We start from the raw sequence: 16,113 nt of genomic DNA on the forward strand, positions 1-16,113 counted from the left end.
GATCGGCGGGCGGTTCCAGCCGCAGGCGCGGCTGTTGGCGACGCCGTCCATGCCGGCGCGGAATTGCGACAACGCACCGCCCAGCGGACGCAGCAACAGGCCTTCGCGGATCAGGAACTGTTTGCTGGCGGGCGTGCCGTCATCGTCATGGCCGTAGCTGGCGAGCTCTTCGGGGATGTCCGGGTCGAAGGTCACGTTGAGCAGGCCGGAACCGTATTGCAGGCGGCCGAAATCTTCGGCTTTGACGAAACTGGTGCCGGCGTAGTTGCGTTCGTCGCCGAGGATGCGGTCCAGCTCCAGCGGATGGCCGATGGACTCGTGGATTTGCAGCATCATCTGGTCGGGCATCAGCAGCAGGTCGCGCTTGCCTTGCGGGGTGTTCGGCGCCAGGAGCAATTGCAGGGCCTGATCGGCCACCTGGGCAGCGGCACCGATCAGGCCGCAGCGGCTGATGACGTCCGCCGCGCCTTGCTGGCCGAAATTCTCGCGTCCAAGGCTGCGGGTCTGGCTGTCGTTGCCGTCGTAGGCCGTGACGTCCAGACCGGGGTACACAAAACGTTGGGCCTGGCGCAATTCGGCACCGGCGCTGTTGAGGTAGATCTGCTCGACGTGGGTGATGCCGAGACTGACCTGCCAGTTCACCAGTCGCTCGTCCTTGGGTACGGCGGCGGATTCGGCGCCGAGCAACTGGTAGCAGTCGCTCAGGGGCGGGAACGCCTGGTCGAGGTTGGGTGAAAAGTAATCGGCGCGGTCGCTGGAAACAGCCTGCTCGCGCAGGTCCAGCAGGGCGTGGGGCTTGAGTCGACGGGCCTGGAGTTCGGCGCGTTCGAGGGCGGCTTGCAGGCCCTGTTGCGACAGGTCGTTGGTGGCCGCATAGGCCTCGACGCCGTTGACCCGAACGGTCAGCATCGCCCCTTCGTCACGGCTAAGGCTTGGCGGTTCGGCGACGTTCTTGCGCACCGACAGATACTGCCCGGATTCGCGCACATAACGCAGGGAAAAGAATTCGGCACCCGTGCGCAAGGCAGCGAAGCGCTGCTTGAGCTGGGGATGGAAATCGAACATTCGTGAACCTCCTGGAAATGGAGTGGCGATGGCGCGGTGCTGCGAGGGGAGGGGTGAAACGATTGCGTGGCGCTAGATTAGGCCTGCGCAGGGGGAGGATCAAGTTTGGATCTGTGGAGGGGGATTACTGGGAGCTGTGTGTTGTTTGTTCGGGCGCCATCGCGAGCAAGCCCGCTCCCACAGTGGTCCCGGTTGGATCACAAATCTGCAGTCCAACCCGAAACCTGTGGGAGCGGGCTTGCTCGCGAATGGCCGTGACGCGGTGTAACGCCTTACGCAGTCTGGCTCAATTCCCGCACAGGCTTGCCCTTCACCGGCGCTTCACCCGCCACATAGTAAGTGGCAGTGCTGCGCGGCAACGGCTTGCGGCCACGGATCTTGTCGGCGATTTTCTCGGCCATCATGATCGTTGGTGCGTTGAGGTTGCCGGTGGTGATGATCGGCATGATCGAGGCATCGACCACACGCAGGCCTTGCATGCCGTGCACGCGACCTTCGCCATCGACCACGGCCATTTCGTCGGTGCCCATCTTGCACGAGCAGGACGGGTGGAACGCGGTTTCAGCGTGCTCGCGGATGAACTTGTCCAACTGCTCATCGGTTTGCACCTCGATGCCCGGGCTGATCTCGCGACCGCGGAAGGCATCCAATGCAGGCTGTTGCATGATTTCACGGGTCAGGCGGATGCCGTCGCGGAATTCCTGCCAGTCCTGCTCGGTGGCCATGTAGTTGAACAGGATGCTCGGGTGCTGGCGCGGGTCCTTGGACTTGGCCTGGATGCGCCCGCGGCTTGGCGAACGCATGGAGCCCATGTGTGCCTGGAAACCGTGCTCTTTCACACCGTTGCTGCCGTTGTAGTTAATCGCTACCGGCAAGAAGTGGTACTGGATGTTCGGCCATTCGAATTCCGGACGGGTACGGATGAATCCGCCGGCTTCGAACTGGTTGCTGGCGCCGATGCCGGTGCCGTTGAACAGCCACTCGGCACCGATGGCCGGCTGGTTGTGCAGGAGCAGCGACGGGTACAGCGAGACTGGCTGGGTGCAAGCGTATTGCAGGTACAGCTCAAGGTGATCCTGCAGGTTTTCACCAACGCCCGGCAGGTCGTGGACCACCGGAATGTCGAGCTTGTTCAGCAGCTCGGCCGGGCCGACGCCGGAGCGTTGCAGGATCTGCGGTGAAGCGATGGCGCCGGAGCACAGCAGCACTTCCTTGCGTGCCTTGACTTCAACGCGCTCTTCAGCGGCGCCGACCAGGTAACGCACGCCGACCGCACGCTTGCCTTCGAAGAGGATCTTGTCGGTCAGGGCGTGGGTGACAATGGTCAGGGTCGAACGCTTCTTGGCGACGTCCAGGTAACCGCGGGCGGTGGAGGCACGACGGCCTTTCGGCGTCACGGTGCGGTCCATCGGGCCGAAGCCTTCCTGCTGGTAGCCGTTCAAGTCTTCGGTGCGCGGGTAACCGGCTTGCACGCCGGCTTCAACCATGGCGTGGAACAGCGGGTTGTTGCCGGCTTTCGGCGTGGTCACGCTGACCGGGCCGTCGCCACCGTGGTAGTCATTCGGGCCGATGTCGCGGGTTTCCGCTTTACGGAAATACGGCAGGCAGTCCAGGTACGACCAGTCTTCCAGGCCTGGCAGTTTCGCCCAGCCGTCGTAGTCCATGGCGTTGCCGCGGATGTAGCACATGCCGTTGATCAGCGAGGAACCGCCCAGGCCCTTGCCGCGACCGCATTCCATGCGACGACCGTCCATGTGCGGCTCTGGATCGGTTTCGTAGGCCCAGTTGTAGCGACGGCCTTGCAGCGGGAACGCCAGGGCCGCAGGCATTTGCGTGCGGAAGTCGAAACGGTAGTCCGGGCCGCCCGCTTCGAGCAGCAGGACGGTGACGCCGGCGTCTTCGGTCAGACGGGTCGCCAGGGTGTTACCGGCCGAGCCGGCACCGATGATGATGTAGTCGAATTCTTGGGACATTGAATGCACCCTCTTTGAAGTTGGTCAGGTCGCCTGTAGCAGCTGCCGAGGCACGAGGCTGCGTTGCGTGTCCGCAGGACCGCCCTCGTGGGGCCGCTGCGCAGCCCAACGCAGCCTCGTACCTCGGCAGCTGCTACAGAAACGCAGCCTCGTGCCTCGGCAGCTGCTACAGGTTGTGCGGGTGCGTCTTAGAACACCGAGACGTAATCGCCCAGCTCGACCTGTACCGATTTGATGCGGGTGAAGTTGTTCAGCGAGCTGATGCCGTTCTCACGGCCGACACCCGACTGCTTGTAGCCGCCAACCGGCATCTTCGCGTCGGACTCGCCCCAGGCGTTGATCCAGCAGATACCGGCTTCCAGTTGATGAATCACGCGGTGGGCGCGGTTCAGGTCGCGGGTGACGATACCGGCGGCCAGGCCGAAGTCGGTGTCGTTGGCGCGACGGATCACTTCTTCTTCGGTTTCGTAGGAGAGGATCGCCATGACCGGGCCAAAGATTTCTTCACGCACGATGGTCATGTCGTCGGTGCAGTCGGTGAACACGGTCGGCGCCACGAACGCACCCTTGGCGAACTCGCCGTCGGTCAGGCGCTCACCGCCGCACAGCAGGCGGGCACCTTCTTCCTTGCCCTTGGCGATGTAGCCCAGCACGCTTTCCATGTGCGCAAAGCTGACCAACGGACCGAAGTTGGTGTTTTCGTCTTCCGGGTTGCCGATGCGGATGCGTGCAACGCGTTCGGCGATCTTGGCTTCGAAAGCGGCTTTCAGGTGGGCCGGTACGAACACGCGAGTGCCGTTGGTGCAAACCTGGCCGGAGCTGTAGAAGTTGGCCATCATCGCGGTGTCGGCGGCGCGATCGAGGTCGGCGTCGTCGCAGATGATCAGCGGGGATTTGCCGCCCAGTTCCATGGTCACGTCCTTGAGCGAAGAGCTCGAAGCGCTGGCCATGACTTTCTTGCCGGTGTCGGTGCCGCCGGTGAACGAGACTTTCTCGATGCGCGGGTGCTCGGTCAACCAGGTGCCGACTTCACGGCCGCTGCCGGTCAGGACGTTGAACACACCGTTTGGCACGCCGGCTTCGGTGTAGATCTCGGCCAGTTTCAGGGTGGTCAGCGAGGTGACTTCACTTGGCTTGAAGATCATCGCGTTACCGGCGGCCAGGGCCGGTGCGGATTTCCACAGGGCGATCTGGATCGGGTAGTTCCACGCGCCGATACCGGCCACGACGCCCAGCGGCTCGCGACGGGTGTAGACGAACGAAGTGGTGCGCAGCGGAATCTGCTCGCCTTCGATGGCCGGTACCAGGCCTGCGTAGTATTCCAGCACGTCGGCGCCGGTGACGATGTCGACGTAGCGGGTTTCGGAGTAGGCCTTGCCGGTGTCCAGGGTTTCCAGGGCGGCCAGTTCGTCGTTGCGCTCACGCAGGATTTCCACGGCGCGACGCAGGATGCGCGAACGCTCCATGGCGGTCATGGCGGCCCAGATCTTCTGGCCCTTTTCTGCGCTGACGACAGCGCGTTCGACGTCTGACTGGGTCGCACGTTGCACTTTTGCGAGGACTTCACCGTTAGCCGGGTTGATGGCTTCGAAAGTGGCGTCGCTGCTGGCGTCGCTGTACGCGCCATCGATGTAGAGTTTTTGCAGTTCGAAACGGGCCATAAAGTCCTCGCAAGAGCATTAAGTGGCTGGCGCGTTCGGTGGTTGAGCGTTTATGTGTGCTCTAACTCACCCGCTTGGCCAGTTGGGTATCCATGTATTCGTAAGCAATCTGTTGCGCCTGCTCGGTGTCGAAAGCATCTCCCGACAGCGCGCCGCGCAACCACAAGCCGTCGATCAACGCTGCCAGGCCTCGGGCGGCACTGCGCGCATCATTGAGCGGCAGCACGCGGCGGAACTGGCAACACAGGTTGGAATACAGACGGTGATCGTTGATCCGCTGCAACCTGTGCAAAGACGGCTGGTGCATGCTGGTAGCCCAGAAGGCCAGCCAGGTTTTCATTGCCGGGCCATTGACCTGGCTGGCGTCGAAGTTGCCTTCGATGATCACCTGCAGATGCGCCCGCGGGCTGTCATCTGTAAGCGCCTGTCGGCGCAGGGTGACGTTCTCGCTCAGGACTGTCATCAGGTACCCCATGGTGGCGGCAATCAGGCCGTTCTTGTCCTGAAAGTAGTGACTGATGATGCCATTCGAGACACCGGCCAAACGGGCGATCAGCGCAATGCTGGCGTCCCCCATTCCGACCTGATCGACGGCCTGCAATGTGGCTTCGATCAATTGCTGGCGGCGGATGGGTTGCATACCGACCTTGGGCATCTTGCACATCTCCTTAGGCCTTCCGGCAGACGCAGAACGTCCATCGGCTTGAGGGCCAGTCTATTTTGTTTTGATTGAACGTTCAATCAACAAAGAATAAGATCTGCGACAAATCGTCGCTGCTTACAGATTTTTCCTACGTGTAAATGGCGGCAAACCGACATCCGAAACGGCTCGAAGCCTATACGCCACGGCGTCTCAAGGTCTTCGGGCTTTTTTCGGGCTGTCTTTATATCACCCGCCGGTCGGCTGCCCACTAACCGATTGGTCGGGTAACTCGTTTGTCTTGCGTTCTTCTCTCGCACTGCCCGGAGCATCTGTGCCATGAGTTCTGCCTCGCTAATAAAGACCCCACCCGAGAAGGTGACGGTCAACGGTTGGGTGTTCTACACCTCTACCGCGTTGATTCTGTTGTTGACCGCCATTCTGATCATCGCCCCGCAAGAGGCCGGCAGAATGCTGGGTACGGCGCAAGCCTGGTTGTCCCGCAGCTTCGGCTGGTACTACATGGTGGTGATTGCCGCCTACCTGATTTTTGTCGTCGGCCTGGCGTTTTCGTCCTACGGCAAACTGAAACTGGGCAGCAAGGACGATACCCCGGACTTCAGCTACGGCGCCTGGGCGGGGATGCTGTTCTCCTCGGGTATCGGCATCTCGCTGCTGTACTTCGGCGCGTCGGAGCCCCTGGACCATTACTTCAACCCGCCGGAAGGCGTGGCCGGCAGCAACCTTGCCGCCCGTCAGGCCGTTCAACTGACGTTCCTGCACTGGGGCTTGCATGGCTGGGCGATCTACGCGCTGGTAGGTTTGGCCGTGGCGTATTTTGCCTACCGGCATAACCAGCCGCTGGCGTTGCGTTCGGCGTTATATCCGCTGGTGGGCGAGCGTTGGGTCAAGGGCGCGGCCGGGCATGCGGTGGACGGCTTCGGCATGTTCGTGACCCTGCTGGGGCTGGTGACGAACCTGGGGATCGGTTCACTGCAAGTGTCGTCGGGGCTGGAGAACCTGTTCGGCATGGAACACAGCAACACCAACCTGCTGATCGTGATCATCGTGATGAGCACCGTGGCGACCATCGCGGCCGTGTCGGGCGTGGAAAACGGCATCCGCCGTCTGTCCAACCTGAACATCGTGCTGTTCAGCGGCCTGCTGATTTTCGTCCTGCTGTTCGGCCCGACCCTGCACCTGCTCAATGGCTTCGTACAAAACGTCGGTGACTACCTGAACGGTGTGGTGCTGAAGACCTTTGATCTGTATGTGTACGAAGGCGACAGTGAGAAGTCCGACCGCTGGTTGGGTCTGTGGACCCTGTTCTACTGGGCCTGGTGGATTTCCTGGGCGCCATTCGTGGGCATGTTCATCGCGCGTATTTCCCGTGGTCGCACGGTGCGTGAGCTGGTGGCCGGCGTACTGCTGATCCCGCTGGGTTTCACCCTGGCGTGGCTGTCGATCTTCGGTAACTCGGCTTTGGACCTGGTGATGAACCATGGGGCGGTGGAGCTCGGGAAGACGGCGCTGGAACAGCCGTCCATGGCGATCTACCAGTTGCTTGAGCATTACCCGGCGTCGAAGGTTGTGATCGGCGTGTCGATCTTTGTCGGTTTCGTGCTGTTCCTGACCCCGGCGGACTCCGGCGCGGTGATGATGGCCAACCTTTCGTGCAAGGGCGGCAATGTCGATGAGGATGCGCCGCACTGGCTGCGGATCTTCTGGTCGGCGGTGATCACCCTGGTGACCATCGGTCTGCTGTTCGCCGGCAACTTCGAAGCCATGCAAACCATGGTGGTGCTGGCCGGTCTGCCGTTCTCGGTGGTGCTGGTGTTCTTCATGTTCGGCTTGCACAAGGCCATGCGCCAGGACGTGCAGATCGAACAGGAGCAAGCGGAACTGGCGGCACGCGGTCGTCGTGGTTTCAGCGAGCGTTTGACCCAGCTGGACTTGCAGCCAAGCCAGTCAGTGGTGCAGCGCTTCATGGACAAGCATGTCAGCCCGGCATTGCAAGATGCGACGGCGCAAATGCGTGCTCAAGGTCTGGAGGTTCAGACACTGCTGGGCAAGTCCAAGCGTTGCATGGGCGTACGGGTCGAGATGGAAGAGGGCAACCCTTTCGTCTACGAAGTAAGCCTGGACGGTTACCTGGCCACGCCAACCGAGTCGGCTCAGTCCGATGAGGCGCGTCAGCGTTACTACCGTGCCGAGGTGTACCTGCACAACGGCAGCCAGGACTACGATTTGATGGGCTTCACCCAGGATCAGATCACCCGTGACGTGCTCGATCAGTTTGAAAGCCATCGGCAGCTTCTTGGCCGGGTTTACAGCTAAAGCTTGGGTCTGCGGTGTACTGAATGCACCGCAATCCCTGTGGGAGCGAGCTTGCTCGCGATAGCGCCGGGACAGTCAACACTCATGTTGAATGTTAAGCCCTCATCGCGAGCAAGCTCGCTCCCACAGGTTGTTCACCGTACATGTGGGAGCGGGCTCGCTCGCGAAGGGGCCATCAGCCGCAAAGCTGTTTGACCCGATATCCCGTAAACAAAAACGCCGCGATTCTCTCGCGGCGTTTTTGTGTCTGTTGCCTTACCCCAGGTTCTTGCCGAGCAGTGCGTGATACAGCTCACTGTCGCCCAGAATCCCCACTACGTGGTTGTTGTCATGCAGCACCAGTTTGTTGCCGGTCTGATAACGAATCTGCAGCGCATCGCGCATGCCGATGTTCGAGTCCACCAGGGTTGGGCGACGACCCAGGCCTTCAACGGCCTGACCCGGTACCCAGTTCTGCAAGTCCAGCGCAGAGCCGTTCTGGCGAGCACCCTTGATGGTGTTGCCATCGGCCAGGTCCAGCCACGAGTCGCCGCCTGGATCCAGGCACACCGAACCGTTGATGCGTTTGCAGTTGTCCAGGGTGCGCATCAGACTGCGACCGCACAGTACGTTCAGCGGGTTGGTGTGGGCCACGAAGGTCCGCACGTAATCGTCCGCGGGGTTGAGGACGATTTCTTCCGGCTTGCTGTACTGAATGATCCGGCCGTCTTTCATGATCGCGATGCGGCTGCCCAGTTTCAGGGCCTCATCGAGGTCGTGGCTGACGAATACGATCGTCTTGCTGAGCTTGCGTTGCAGTTCCAGCAGCTCGTCTTGCAGGCCCTGACGGATCAGCGGGTCGAGGGCCGAGAACGGTTCGTCCATCAGCAGAATGTCGGCGTCCATCGCCAGCGCACGGGCCAGGCCGACACGTTGCTGCATACCACCGGACAGCTCATCGGGTTTCTTGTTGCGCCACTGGGCCAGGCCCACCAGCTCAAGCTTTTCGTCCACCAGTTTGCGTCGTTCCTTTTCCGGACGACCCTGCATTTCCAGGCCAAAGCTGATGTTTTCGCGCACTGTCAGCCAAGGCATCAGGGCGAACTTCTGGAACACCATCGCAATGCGCTTGGTGCGCATCATTTTCAGTTCTGCCGGGGTGCAGGAGGCAATGTCAATCTGCTTGCCTTCGTGCTCGACGAACAACTTGCCGCGGCTAACGGTGTTCAGACCGTTGATGCAGCGCAACAGGCTGGACTTGCCGGAGCCGGACAGGCCCATCAGTACGCAGATTTCACCTTTTTCGATGTCCAGGCTGGCTTTTTCAACACCAACGATCAGCCCGGTCTTTTTCAGGATTTCGTTACGGGTCATGCCCTGATCCAGCAGCTTGAGGGCCTCGCGTGGATCCTTGGAGAAGATAACGTCAACGTTATCAAAGCGAATAATGCTCATGCATCACCCCCTACTTTGGCGTCGGGTTGTTTGCAGATACGGTCGAGCATGATCGCCAGCAGTACGATCGCCAGGCCTGCTTCGAAGCCCAAGGCGATATCAGCAGTGTTCAGTGCGTTGACCACCGGTTTGCCCAGGCCATCGGCACCCACCAGTGCCGCGATCACCACCATCGAAAGAGACAGCATGATGCACTGGGTGATACCGGCCGCGATGCTCGGCATGGCGTGGGGCAGTTCGATCCTTGAGAGCAATTGGCGACGCGAGCAGCCGAAGGCCTTGCCGGCGTCCATCAGTTCTTGCGGGACATCGCGGATGCCCAGGTAGGTCAGGCGGATCGGCGCAGCGATGGCGAACACCACCGTGGAGATCAGGCCCGGTACCACACCCAGCCCGAAGAGGGTGAGGGTAGGAATGAGGTACACAAAGGTCGGTACGGTCTGCATCAGATCGAGTACCGGACGCATTAAAGTATAGAACATCGGCTTGTGCGCGGCGACGATGCCCAGCGGCACGCCGATGACCACGCAGACCAGGGTGGCGAACAGCACCTGGGCGAGGGTTTCCATGGTTTCCTGCCAGTACCCCAGATTGAGGATCAGAAGGAAAGAGGCAACGACAAAGGCGGTCAGACCCCATTTGCGCTGGATGAAGTGGGCGAGCAGTGCGATCAGGCCGATCAATGCCAGCGGGTTGAACCAGGTCAGCGCAAACGTCACGCCGTGGATCATCGTTTCCAGTGTCACGGCGATGGCGTCGAAGGTGCTGGCGCCGTGTTGCGTCAACCATTCAACGAAGCCTGCGATGTACTGGCCTAGGGGTATTTTCTGATCAATCAGCATGGTAGTGAACGTCCGCATGCAAGGTAATTAACAGCCCGGGCAGGCGAACCTGCCCGGCATAAACGATGCTCCCTAATTCAAGGCGTCAGTTTGGCTTTCACGGCCTCCAGGCCAGGTTTACCGTCAATGGTGGTCACGCCAGCGAGCCAGGTATCGAGCACCTGTGGATTCTTTTTCAGCCAGGCCTTGGCGGCCGCGTCAGGCTTCATCTTGTCGTCCAGGATGTTGCCCATCAGTTCACTTTCCATGTCGACGGTGAACTCCAGGTTCTTCAGCAACTGGCCGACGTTGCCGCACTCCTGCGCATAGCCCTTGCGGGTGTTGGTCGCCACAGTGGCGGCACCGAAATCCGGGCCGAAGAAGTCATCACCACCGGTCAGGTATTGAATCTTGAAGCGCTTGTTCATCGGGTGCGGCGCCCAGCCGAGGAACACCACGGCGGTGTCGCGTTTCTGCGCGCGGTCGACCTGCGACAGCATGCCGGCTTCGGAGGATTCGACGACTTTGAAACCGGCGGTCTTCAGGCCGAAGGCATCCTTGTCGATCATGCTCTGGATCAGACGATTGCCGTCGTTGCCAGGCTCGATGCCGTAAATCTTGCCATCGAGCTCTTTCTTGAATTTGGCGATGTCGGCGAAGTCATGCAGGCCCTTGTCGTACAGCGCCTGAGGGACGGCGAGGGTGTACTTGGCGCCCTTGAGGTTGGTGCGCACGGTTTCCACGGTGCCGGCATCGCGGTAGGCCTTGATGTCGTTTTCCATAGTCGGCATCCAGTTGCCCAGGAACACGTCCATGTTCTTGCCGTCGGCCAGGGACTTGTAGGTCACGGGCACGGAAATCATGGTGGTCTTGGTCTTGTAGCCGAGGGCGTTGAGCACAACGCTGGTGGTCGCGGTAGTCGCGGTGATGTCGGTCCAGCCGACATCGGAGAAGTTTACGGTACTGCACTGCGCCGGCTCTGCGGCTTGCGCCAGAACCGGCAGACTAAGCATTGCGGCCAACAACAACGACGGGGAACCTTTCATGGATGGACTCCTTGGTGTTTTTTTTGGCAGTGTTCCGACTGGACCACCGCACTTATAGGTTGCGGTTGGATGGCGTTCTGGAGACAGCTCTACCACGTCGCCTTGCAATCGAGTCGATATGATCATGTACCAGTGAAAATCTGACGCCTACAGGGTGCGTCGTATCCAGTACAGGGATGGTCGCATCCAGTGTCGGTGACGTCGTTTACAGATTTTTTCAGCCCGATTTCCCTCCCTGAACCGCAAAAAAACGGCGAAAACACAGCGTAAAAGACACGCGGCGCTGGTGGGCATGAGTGCGTCGGTTAGAGACGTCGAACAACTGGATAAAAGCTTGATGATGCGGTCATCTCGGCGGATTGCAGCTTGAGCGTAGCAGCTCCGTCACCGTGCGCTTTTGCGTGCGCAGTGGGCCCATCCAGGAGTTCGGCAGTAATGGCTATTAGTGTTTTCGACCTGTTCAAAATCGGCATCGGTCCTTCCAGTTCACACACCGTGGGGCCCATGCGGGCGGCGGCGTTGTTTGTGCAGGGCCTGCGCGAGCGCGGGTTGCTTGAGCAAGTGCGGCGTGTCGAAGTCCAGCTGTTCGGCTCGTTGTCGGCCACCGGTATCGGCCACGGCAGCGACAATGCCGTGATCATGGGCCTGATGGGCGAGTGGCCGGATGCGATCGATCCGTCGCAAATCGGCATTCGTATCGCCACTCTGCGCGAGACCGAAACACTGCTGCTCGACGGTCGCTTGCCGGTGCCCTTCATCTGGGCCCGGGACATGCGCCTGATCGACGAGAACCTGCCATTCCATCCCAACGCCATGACCCTGATTGTCGAGGGTGATGACAGCGAGTTGTATCGCGACACCTACTATTCGGTCGGCGGCGGTTTTGTCGTCGATGAGGCGCAGGCCTCCAGCGGTGTCGTCGACCTCGACCGCACCGTGTTGCCTTATGACTTTTCCAGCGCTGCCGAGTTGCTGGAACTGTGCAAAAAACACAAGCTGCGCGTGGCTGAATTAATGATGGCCAACGAGAGGGTGTGGCGCAGCGAGGACGAAATCCGCAGCGGTCTGATGAAGCTCTGGCGCGCTATGCAGGATTGCGTCGAGCAAGGCCTCAAACATGAAGGCATCCTGCCCGGCGGGCTGAACGTGCGCCGGCGTGCGGCCAAGCTGCATCGCAGCCTGCAGGAACTGAACAAACCCAACGTGATCGGCTCGACCTTGAGCGCCATGGAGTGGGTCAACCTGTTCGCCCTGGCGGTCAACGAAGAAAACGCCGCTGGCGGGCGCATGGTCACGGCACCGACCAACGGCGCGGCGGGGATCATTCCGGCAGTACTGCACTACTTCATGAAATTCAGCGAGGCCGTGACCGACGCCAATGTCGTCGACTATTTCCTCAGCGCGGCGGCGGTGGGAATCCTGTGCAAGAAGAACGCCTCGATCTCCGGTGCCGAAGTCGGTTGCCAGGGCGAAGTCGGTTCGGCCTGCGCCATGGCGGCAGCCGGGCTGGCGGAAATCCTTGGCGCCACGCCAGAGCAATTGTGCAACGCGGCGGAGATTGGTCTGGAACACAACCTCGGCCTGACCTGCGACCCGGTGGGCGGACTGGTCCAGGTGCCGTGCATCGAGCGCAACGCGATTGCCGCGGTGAAAGCGATCAACGCTGCGCAAATGGCTTTGCGCGGTGATGGCCAGCACTTCATCTCGCTGGATCGGGTGATCCGCACCATGCGCGATACCGGTGCCGATATGCATGACAAATACAAGGAGACATCGCGGGGTGGGTTGGCGGTGAGTGCTGTGGAGTGTTGACACCGCGCTGAATTCATCGCTGGCAAGCCAGCTCCCACAGGTTCTTCGGTGTAGCTGATATCTTGATCACACCACAAATCCCTGTGGGAGCTGGCTTGCCAGCGAAGGGGCCAGACCAGTCAAAACTGCGCGCTAAGTGAACACCCGGATTAAAACGCGCCACCTTTTAGCGCGTCGCTCACAGATAAATCGGCTTGCCAGTGATCGAGGGTCAATCGGCCTTCGACCGTCCGTCACCCGTGCCTGCGGTGACACTCCTTTCCATCGCGGCGCAACGCCGTTCCCACAAGTGCTACCGAATTGCTCACAGCTCGTGGGCCGAGGCGCTTGCCAGTCCTGATGGCCATTTAAATCCCCATGCCTTGCAAGACATATATAGACACATTCCGACGTCGTTTTTAGGAGTTATTGAACGCGCATTCAAATTTAGGCATGGCAATTGCTCTGTCATTACAAAGCCCGTCTCCCACGCGAGAACGATGGCAATAAAAAGAGCCTCCGCCTGAGGCCATCACCCGCTTTGTGTGAGGAGATACCGCGATGACGACGTTCAACTCCGGGGCCCAACCCCAGAACCGTGCGCCTCAATCCATCGGCTTTCTGCTGCTGGACAATTTCACGCTGATTTCTCTGGCTTCCGCAGTGGAACCCCTGCGCATGGCCAACCAGCTGTCCGGTCGCGAGCTGTATCGCTGGACCACCCTCACCGTCGATGGCGGCCAGGTCTGGGCCAGTGACGGCCTGCAAATCACCCCTGACGCTTCCATGCACAAAGCTCCGCCAATGGACACCGTCATCGTGTGCGGCGGTATTGGCATCCAGCGCACAGTTACCCGCGAACACGTGTCATGGCTGCAAAGCCAGGCCCGCCAGTCCCGCCGCCTCGGTGCGGTGTGCACCGGCAGTTGGGCTTTGGCCTGCGCCGGCCTGCTCGACGGTTTTGATTGCAGCGTGCACTGGGAATGCCTGGCGGCGATGCAGGAAGCTTTCCCGCGTGTAGCGATGAGCACCCGCTTGTTCACCCTCGACCGTAACCGTTTCACCAGCTCCGGCGGTACAGCGCCGCTGGACATGATGCTGCACTTGATCAGTCGCGATCACGGTCGTGAGCTGTCGGCGGCCATTTCGGAAATGTTCGTCTACGAGCGCATCCGCAACGAGCAGGATCACCAGCGTGTGCCGCTCAAGCATATGCTCGGCACCAACCAGCCGAAGTTGCAGGAAATCGTCGCGTTGATGGAAGCCAACCTCGAAGAGCCGATCGACCTGGATGAACTGGCGGTGTATGTCGCGGTGTCCCGTCGTCAGCTCGAGCGGTTGTTCCAGAAATACCTGCACTGCTCGCCGTCGCGTTACTACCTGAAACTGCGCTTGATCCGTGCGCGCCAGCTGCTCAAGCAAACGCCGATGTCGATCATCGAAGTGGCGTCGGTCTGTGGCTTTGTGTCCACGCCGCACTTCTCCAAGTGCTACCGCGAATACTTCGGCATTCCGCCGCGTGACGAGCGCGTAGGGTCCAACACCACGCAGCAAGTGGCGATGATGCCGCTGCCGCAAGCGCTGGTGCTGTCGCCGTTGTCCGGGCCGTTGTCGGCGCTGAGCCAGGCGCGCAATGAGTCGACGTTTGCCAGCGTAAGGCTTTAAACCGAGGCGCCTTCATTCGCGGGCAAGCCCGCTCCCACAGGTTTTGTGTCAGAGCATTAATTTTGTGCTCGACACAAAGCCCTGTGGGAGCGGGCTTGCTCGCGAAGGCTTTTTATCGGCCTGTGTGGCTCTGCTGGTACTCCGACAACGCCGGCAGCAATTGTTTGTCGATGGCCTGGCGCACTGCCGGCAGGATCGTCGCGCTGCTGGTGTACATCTCCTTGACCATCTTGCGAAGTTCATACGCTCGAGCATCGTCCAAGCCCCTTACCACGCACTCGCAAGCCTGCTCGGCGGTGGCTCCGTTGGGCACGTTGAATCCCAACGACTTGAGCTGGCCCAACAGGTCTTCCTGGTCTATCAAATCGGCGTGCATCATGACGCAATCCTTCTTCAGGGAACGGTGTCGTGGTTCGATTCTGGTAGGGGTGCCGGGTGTCGGCAAGGACGAATTGTCGCAATGGCAGCATTGGCTATGAACAGGTCGTTTTCGGGCAACTTGTCGGCCAAAGGAGGGGGCACACTGGACTCAGCTCGCTTCACGAAGGTTTGGTCACCCTCGCACGGCAGCTCCTCAACAGTACCCTCTGCCTCGATCCTGTCACGGCTTGATCGGGGCTTTTTTTTGTTTGTGAATCAATGGGTTTTGTGTCGAAAAATAGACCGCTTTCGCGAGCAAGCCCGCTCCCACAGTTGACCGAGTCCTATCAGGGGGAATGCGATCGAATGTGGCAGCGAGCTTGCTCCGGGCGGCGTTCCGACGATGAACGATGACGCGGTCTAGCGTTGCAACACCAGAATCCGTGACAACAACTCATCCCGGTCGACATAGCAGCCCTGGAAGTGCCGTGCCCCAGTGGCGGGGTCGAAGGCGTTGCGGGCATGCAGGGTGCGGCGGTTGTCGAAGCACCACAGCTCCCCGGGATTGAGCCGCTGCATCAACCTGAATCGAGGCTCGCGGGTCATCGCGATAAAGCGCCGGTAGGCCTGATACAGCTTGGGCATCTGCTCCACCGATGCATCGAACGGCCCGCGCAGAAAGTTCGCCATGCGGATTTCCGACACCTGCCCCAACGCATCCAGGGCAATGATCGGTGCCAGGCAGCGGTAGTCGCTGTGACGATCCTTGTTGCGAAACTCCACGGGGATTTCGCAGAGGCTCTTGAAAGCCTCCGGATCTTCCCGGCGCAAGGCGTCGGCAATGGCGAAACCGTCGACAAAAATGCTCTCGCCTCCCTCGGCGTCGTTGACCAGGCAATGCAGGAATTGCAGCCCCGGTTGCAACTCCCGGGTCGGCAAGTCGCTGTGCAGCGGCAGGTTGAAGGCGGTGTAGGCGTTGCTGTCGGCGTCGGCCCTGGATTGCACGTTGAACAGCACGCCGAAATTGCTCTCGCGGATGAAGGAAATCCGTTGGGCGATCAGCGTCAGGGACCCGGGCTCGGTAGGCACGCCACGGACCTGGGTCAATCCGACATCCCGCACGGCCAGCAGCCATTGCAACAGAGCGTCGGAGTCGTTCATCAGCGCTTGATACTCGAACACCGGCAACTGCAAATCGCTGTGCCAGAGCCTGGCCTTAGGCTTGCGCTGCTGACGCTCGGCGCGGGATTCGTCGTCATAGGCATGGGCGCGCAGCCAGCCAGGGTCGAAGCGGCTGGCGGGGGCGGCCTGCCCATCCAC

General features: G+C 60.6%; 12 protein-coding genes. 3 read left to right on the forward strand and 9 right to left on the reverse strand.

Translation table 11 applies throughout. The annotated features are described in order from the left end of the window. The 4 genes from PMI34_RS24480 to betI all read right to left on the reverse strand — a co-directional run. Nucleotides 1–1,065: TldD/PmbA family protein (locus PMI34_RS24480; protein WP_008046280.1), on the reverse strand; the 1,065-nt coding region annotated here is incomplete at its 3' end. Nucleotides 1,066–1,337: 272 nt separating this feature from the next. Then, nucleotides 1,338–3,038 carry a choline dehydrogenase gene (gene betA, locus PMI34_RS24475; RefSeq protein WP_008046281.1) on the reverse strand — a complete coding sequence of 567 codons (1,701 nt, stop codon included), beginning with the start codon at nucleotides 3,036–3,038 and terminating at the stop codon, nucleotides 1,338–1,340. 188 nt (nucleotides 3,039–3,226) lie between these two features. Then, nucleotides 3,227–4,699 (reverse strand): betaine-aldehyde dehydrogenase, encoded by a 1,473-nt coding sequence (betB, locus tag PMI34_RS24470; protein ID WP_008046282.1) that lies wholly within the window; start codon nucleotides 4,697–4,699, stop codon nucleotides 3,227–3,229. Nucleotides 4,700–4,760: 61 nt separating this feature from the next. Beyond that, nucleotides 4,761–5,354 (reverse strand): transcriptional regulator BetI, encoded by a 594-nt coding sequence (gene betI, locus PMI34_RS24465; RefSeq protein ID WP_007985937.1) that lies wholly within the window; start codon nucleotides 5,352–5,354, stop codon nucleotides 4,761–4,763. Nucleotides 5,355–5,735: 381 nt separating this feature from the next. Between betI and PMI34_RS24460 the strand changes: the two genes are divergently transcribed. Further along, on the forward strand, nucleotides 5,736–7,676 hold the full coding sequence (locus PMI34_RS24460) for a BCCT family transporter (RefSeq protein WP_238538752.1): 1,941 nt from the start codon (nucleotides 5,736–5,738) through the stop codon (nucleotides 7,674–7,676). A 255-nt stretch (nucleotides 7,677–7,931) separates the two neighbouring features. On the opposite strand, the gene choV is transcribed toward PMI34_RS24460, so the two are convergent. The 3 genes from choV to PMI34_RS24445 all read right to left on the reverse strand — a co-directional run bounded on the left by choV (nucleotide 7,932) and on the right by PMI34_RS24445 (nucleotide 10,977). Further along, nucleotides 7,932–9,110: a choline ABC transporter ATP-binding protein gene (gene choV, locus PMI34_RS24455; protein ID WP_008046284.1), complete on the reverse strand. Its 1,179-nt coding sequence runs from the start codon at nucleotides 9,108–9,110 to the stop codon at nucleotides 7,932–7,934. Beyond that, the gene (gene choW, locus PMI34_RS24450) at nucleotides 9,107–9,952 is read right to left on the reverse strand and encodes a choline ABC transporter permease subunit (RefSeq protein WP_008046285.1); all 846 of its coding nucleotides are present in this window, start codon (nucleotides 9,950–9,952) and stop codon (nucleotides 9,107–9,109) included. The genes choV and choW overlap by 4 nt, the downstream gene beginning before the upstream one ends. Before the next feature lie 77 nt (nucleotides 9,953–10,029). After that, nucleotides 10,030–10,977 (reverse strand): choline ABC transporter substrate-binding protein, encoded by a 948-nt coding sequence (locus PMI34_RS24445; RefSeq protein ID WP_008046286.1) that lies wholly within the window; start codon nucleotides 10,975–10,977, stop codon nucleotides 10,030–10,032. A gap of 435 nt (nucleotides 10,978–11,412) precedes the next feature. Between PMI34_RS24445 and PMI34_RS24440 the strand changes: the two genes are divergently transcribed. Beyond that, complete coding sequence (locus PMI34_RS24440; protein WP_008046287.1) at nucleotides 11,413–12,789, forward strand: L-serine ammonia-lyase; 1,377 nt, start codon at nucleotides 11,413–11,415, stop codon at nucleotides 12,787–12,789. Nucleotides 12,790–13,329: 540 nt separating this feature from the next. Next, nucleotides 13,330–14,433, forward strand: coding sequence for a GlxA family transcriptional regulator (locus PMI34_RS24435; RefSeq protein WP_007975492.1), 1,104 nt, complete (start codon nucleotides 13,330–13,332; stop codon nucleotides 14,431–14,433). A 112-nt stretch (nucleotides 14,434–14,545) separates the two neighbouring features. Here the strand turns inward: PMI34_RS24435 and PMI34_RS24430 are convergent, their stop codons facing one another. Together PMI34_RS24430 and PMI34_RS24425 are read right to left on the reverse strand one after the other, a co-directional pair. Next, the gene (locus tag PMI34_RS24430) at nucleotides 14,546–14,812 is read right to left on the reverse strand and encodes a hypothetical protein (RefSeq protein WP_008046290.1); all 267 of its coding nucleotides are present in this window, start codon (nucleotides 14,810–14,812) and stop codon (nucleotides 14,546–14,548) included. Nucleotides 14,813–15,213: 401 nt separating this feature from the next. Then, nucleotides 15,214–16,113: a TauD/TfdA family dioxygenase gene (locus PMI34_RS24425; RefSeq protein ID WP_008046292.1), complete on the reverse strand. Its 900-nt coding sequence runs from the start codon at nucleotides 16,111–16,113 to the stop codon at nucleotides 15,214–15,216.

This window comes from Pseudomonas sp. GM74 (assembly GCF_000282455.1).
Lineage (GTDB): Bacteria > Pseudomonadota > Gammaproteobacteria > Pseudomonadales > Pseudomonadaceae > Aquipseudomonas.

Bases quoted from the DNA above. Each gene is read 5' to 3' on its own strand.
- betA (WP_008046281.1), bottom strand. From the start codon at position 3,038: ATGTCCCAAGAATTCGACTACATCATCATCGGTGCCGGCTCGGCCGGT.
- betB (WP_008046282.1), bottom strand. From the start codon at position 4,699: ATGGCCCGTTTCGAACTGCAAAAACTCTACATCGATGGCGCGTACAGC.
- PMI34_RS24440 (WP_008046287.1), top strand. From the start codon at position 11,413: ATGGCTATTAGTGTTTTCGACCTGTTCAAAATCGGCATCGGTCCTTCC.
- PMI34_RS24435 (WP_007975492.1), top strand. From the start codon at position 13,330: ATGACGACGTTCAACTCCGGGGCCCAACCCCAGAACCGTGCGCCTCAA.
- choV (WP_008046284.1), bottom strand. From the start codon at position 9,110: ATGAGCATTATTCGCTTTGATAACGTTGACGTTATCTTCTCCAAGGAT.
- betI (WP_007985937.1), bottom strand. From the start codon at position 5,354: ATGCCCAAGGTCGGTATGCAACCCATCCGCCGCCAGCAATTGATCGAA.
- PMI34_RS24430 (WP_008046290.1), bottom strand. From the start codon at position 14,812: ATGATGCACGCCGATTTGATAGACCAGGAAGACCTGTTGGGCCAGCTC.
- PMI34_RS24445 (WP_008046286.1), bottom strand. From the start codon at position 10,977: ATGAAAGGTTCCCCGTCGTTGTTGTTGGCCGCAATGCTTAGTCTGCCG.
- choW (WP_008046285.1), bottom strand. From the start codon at position 9,952: ATGCTGATTGATCAGAAAATACCCCTAGGCCAGTACATCGCAGGCTTC.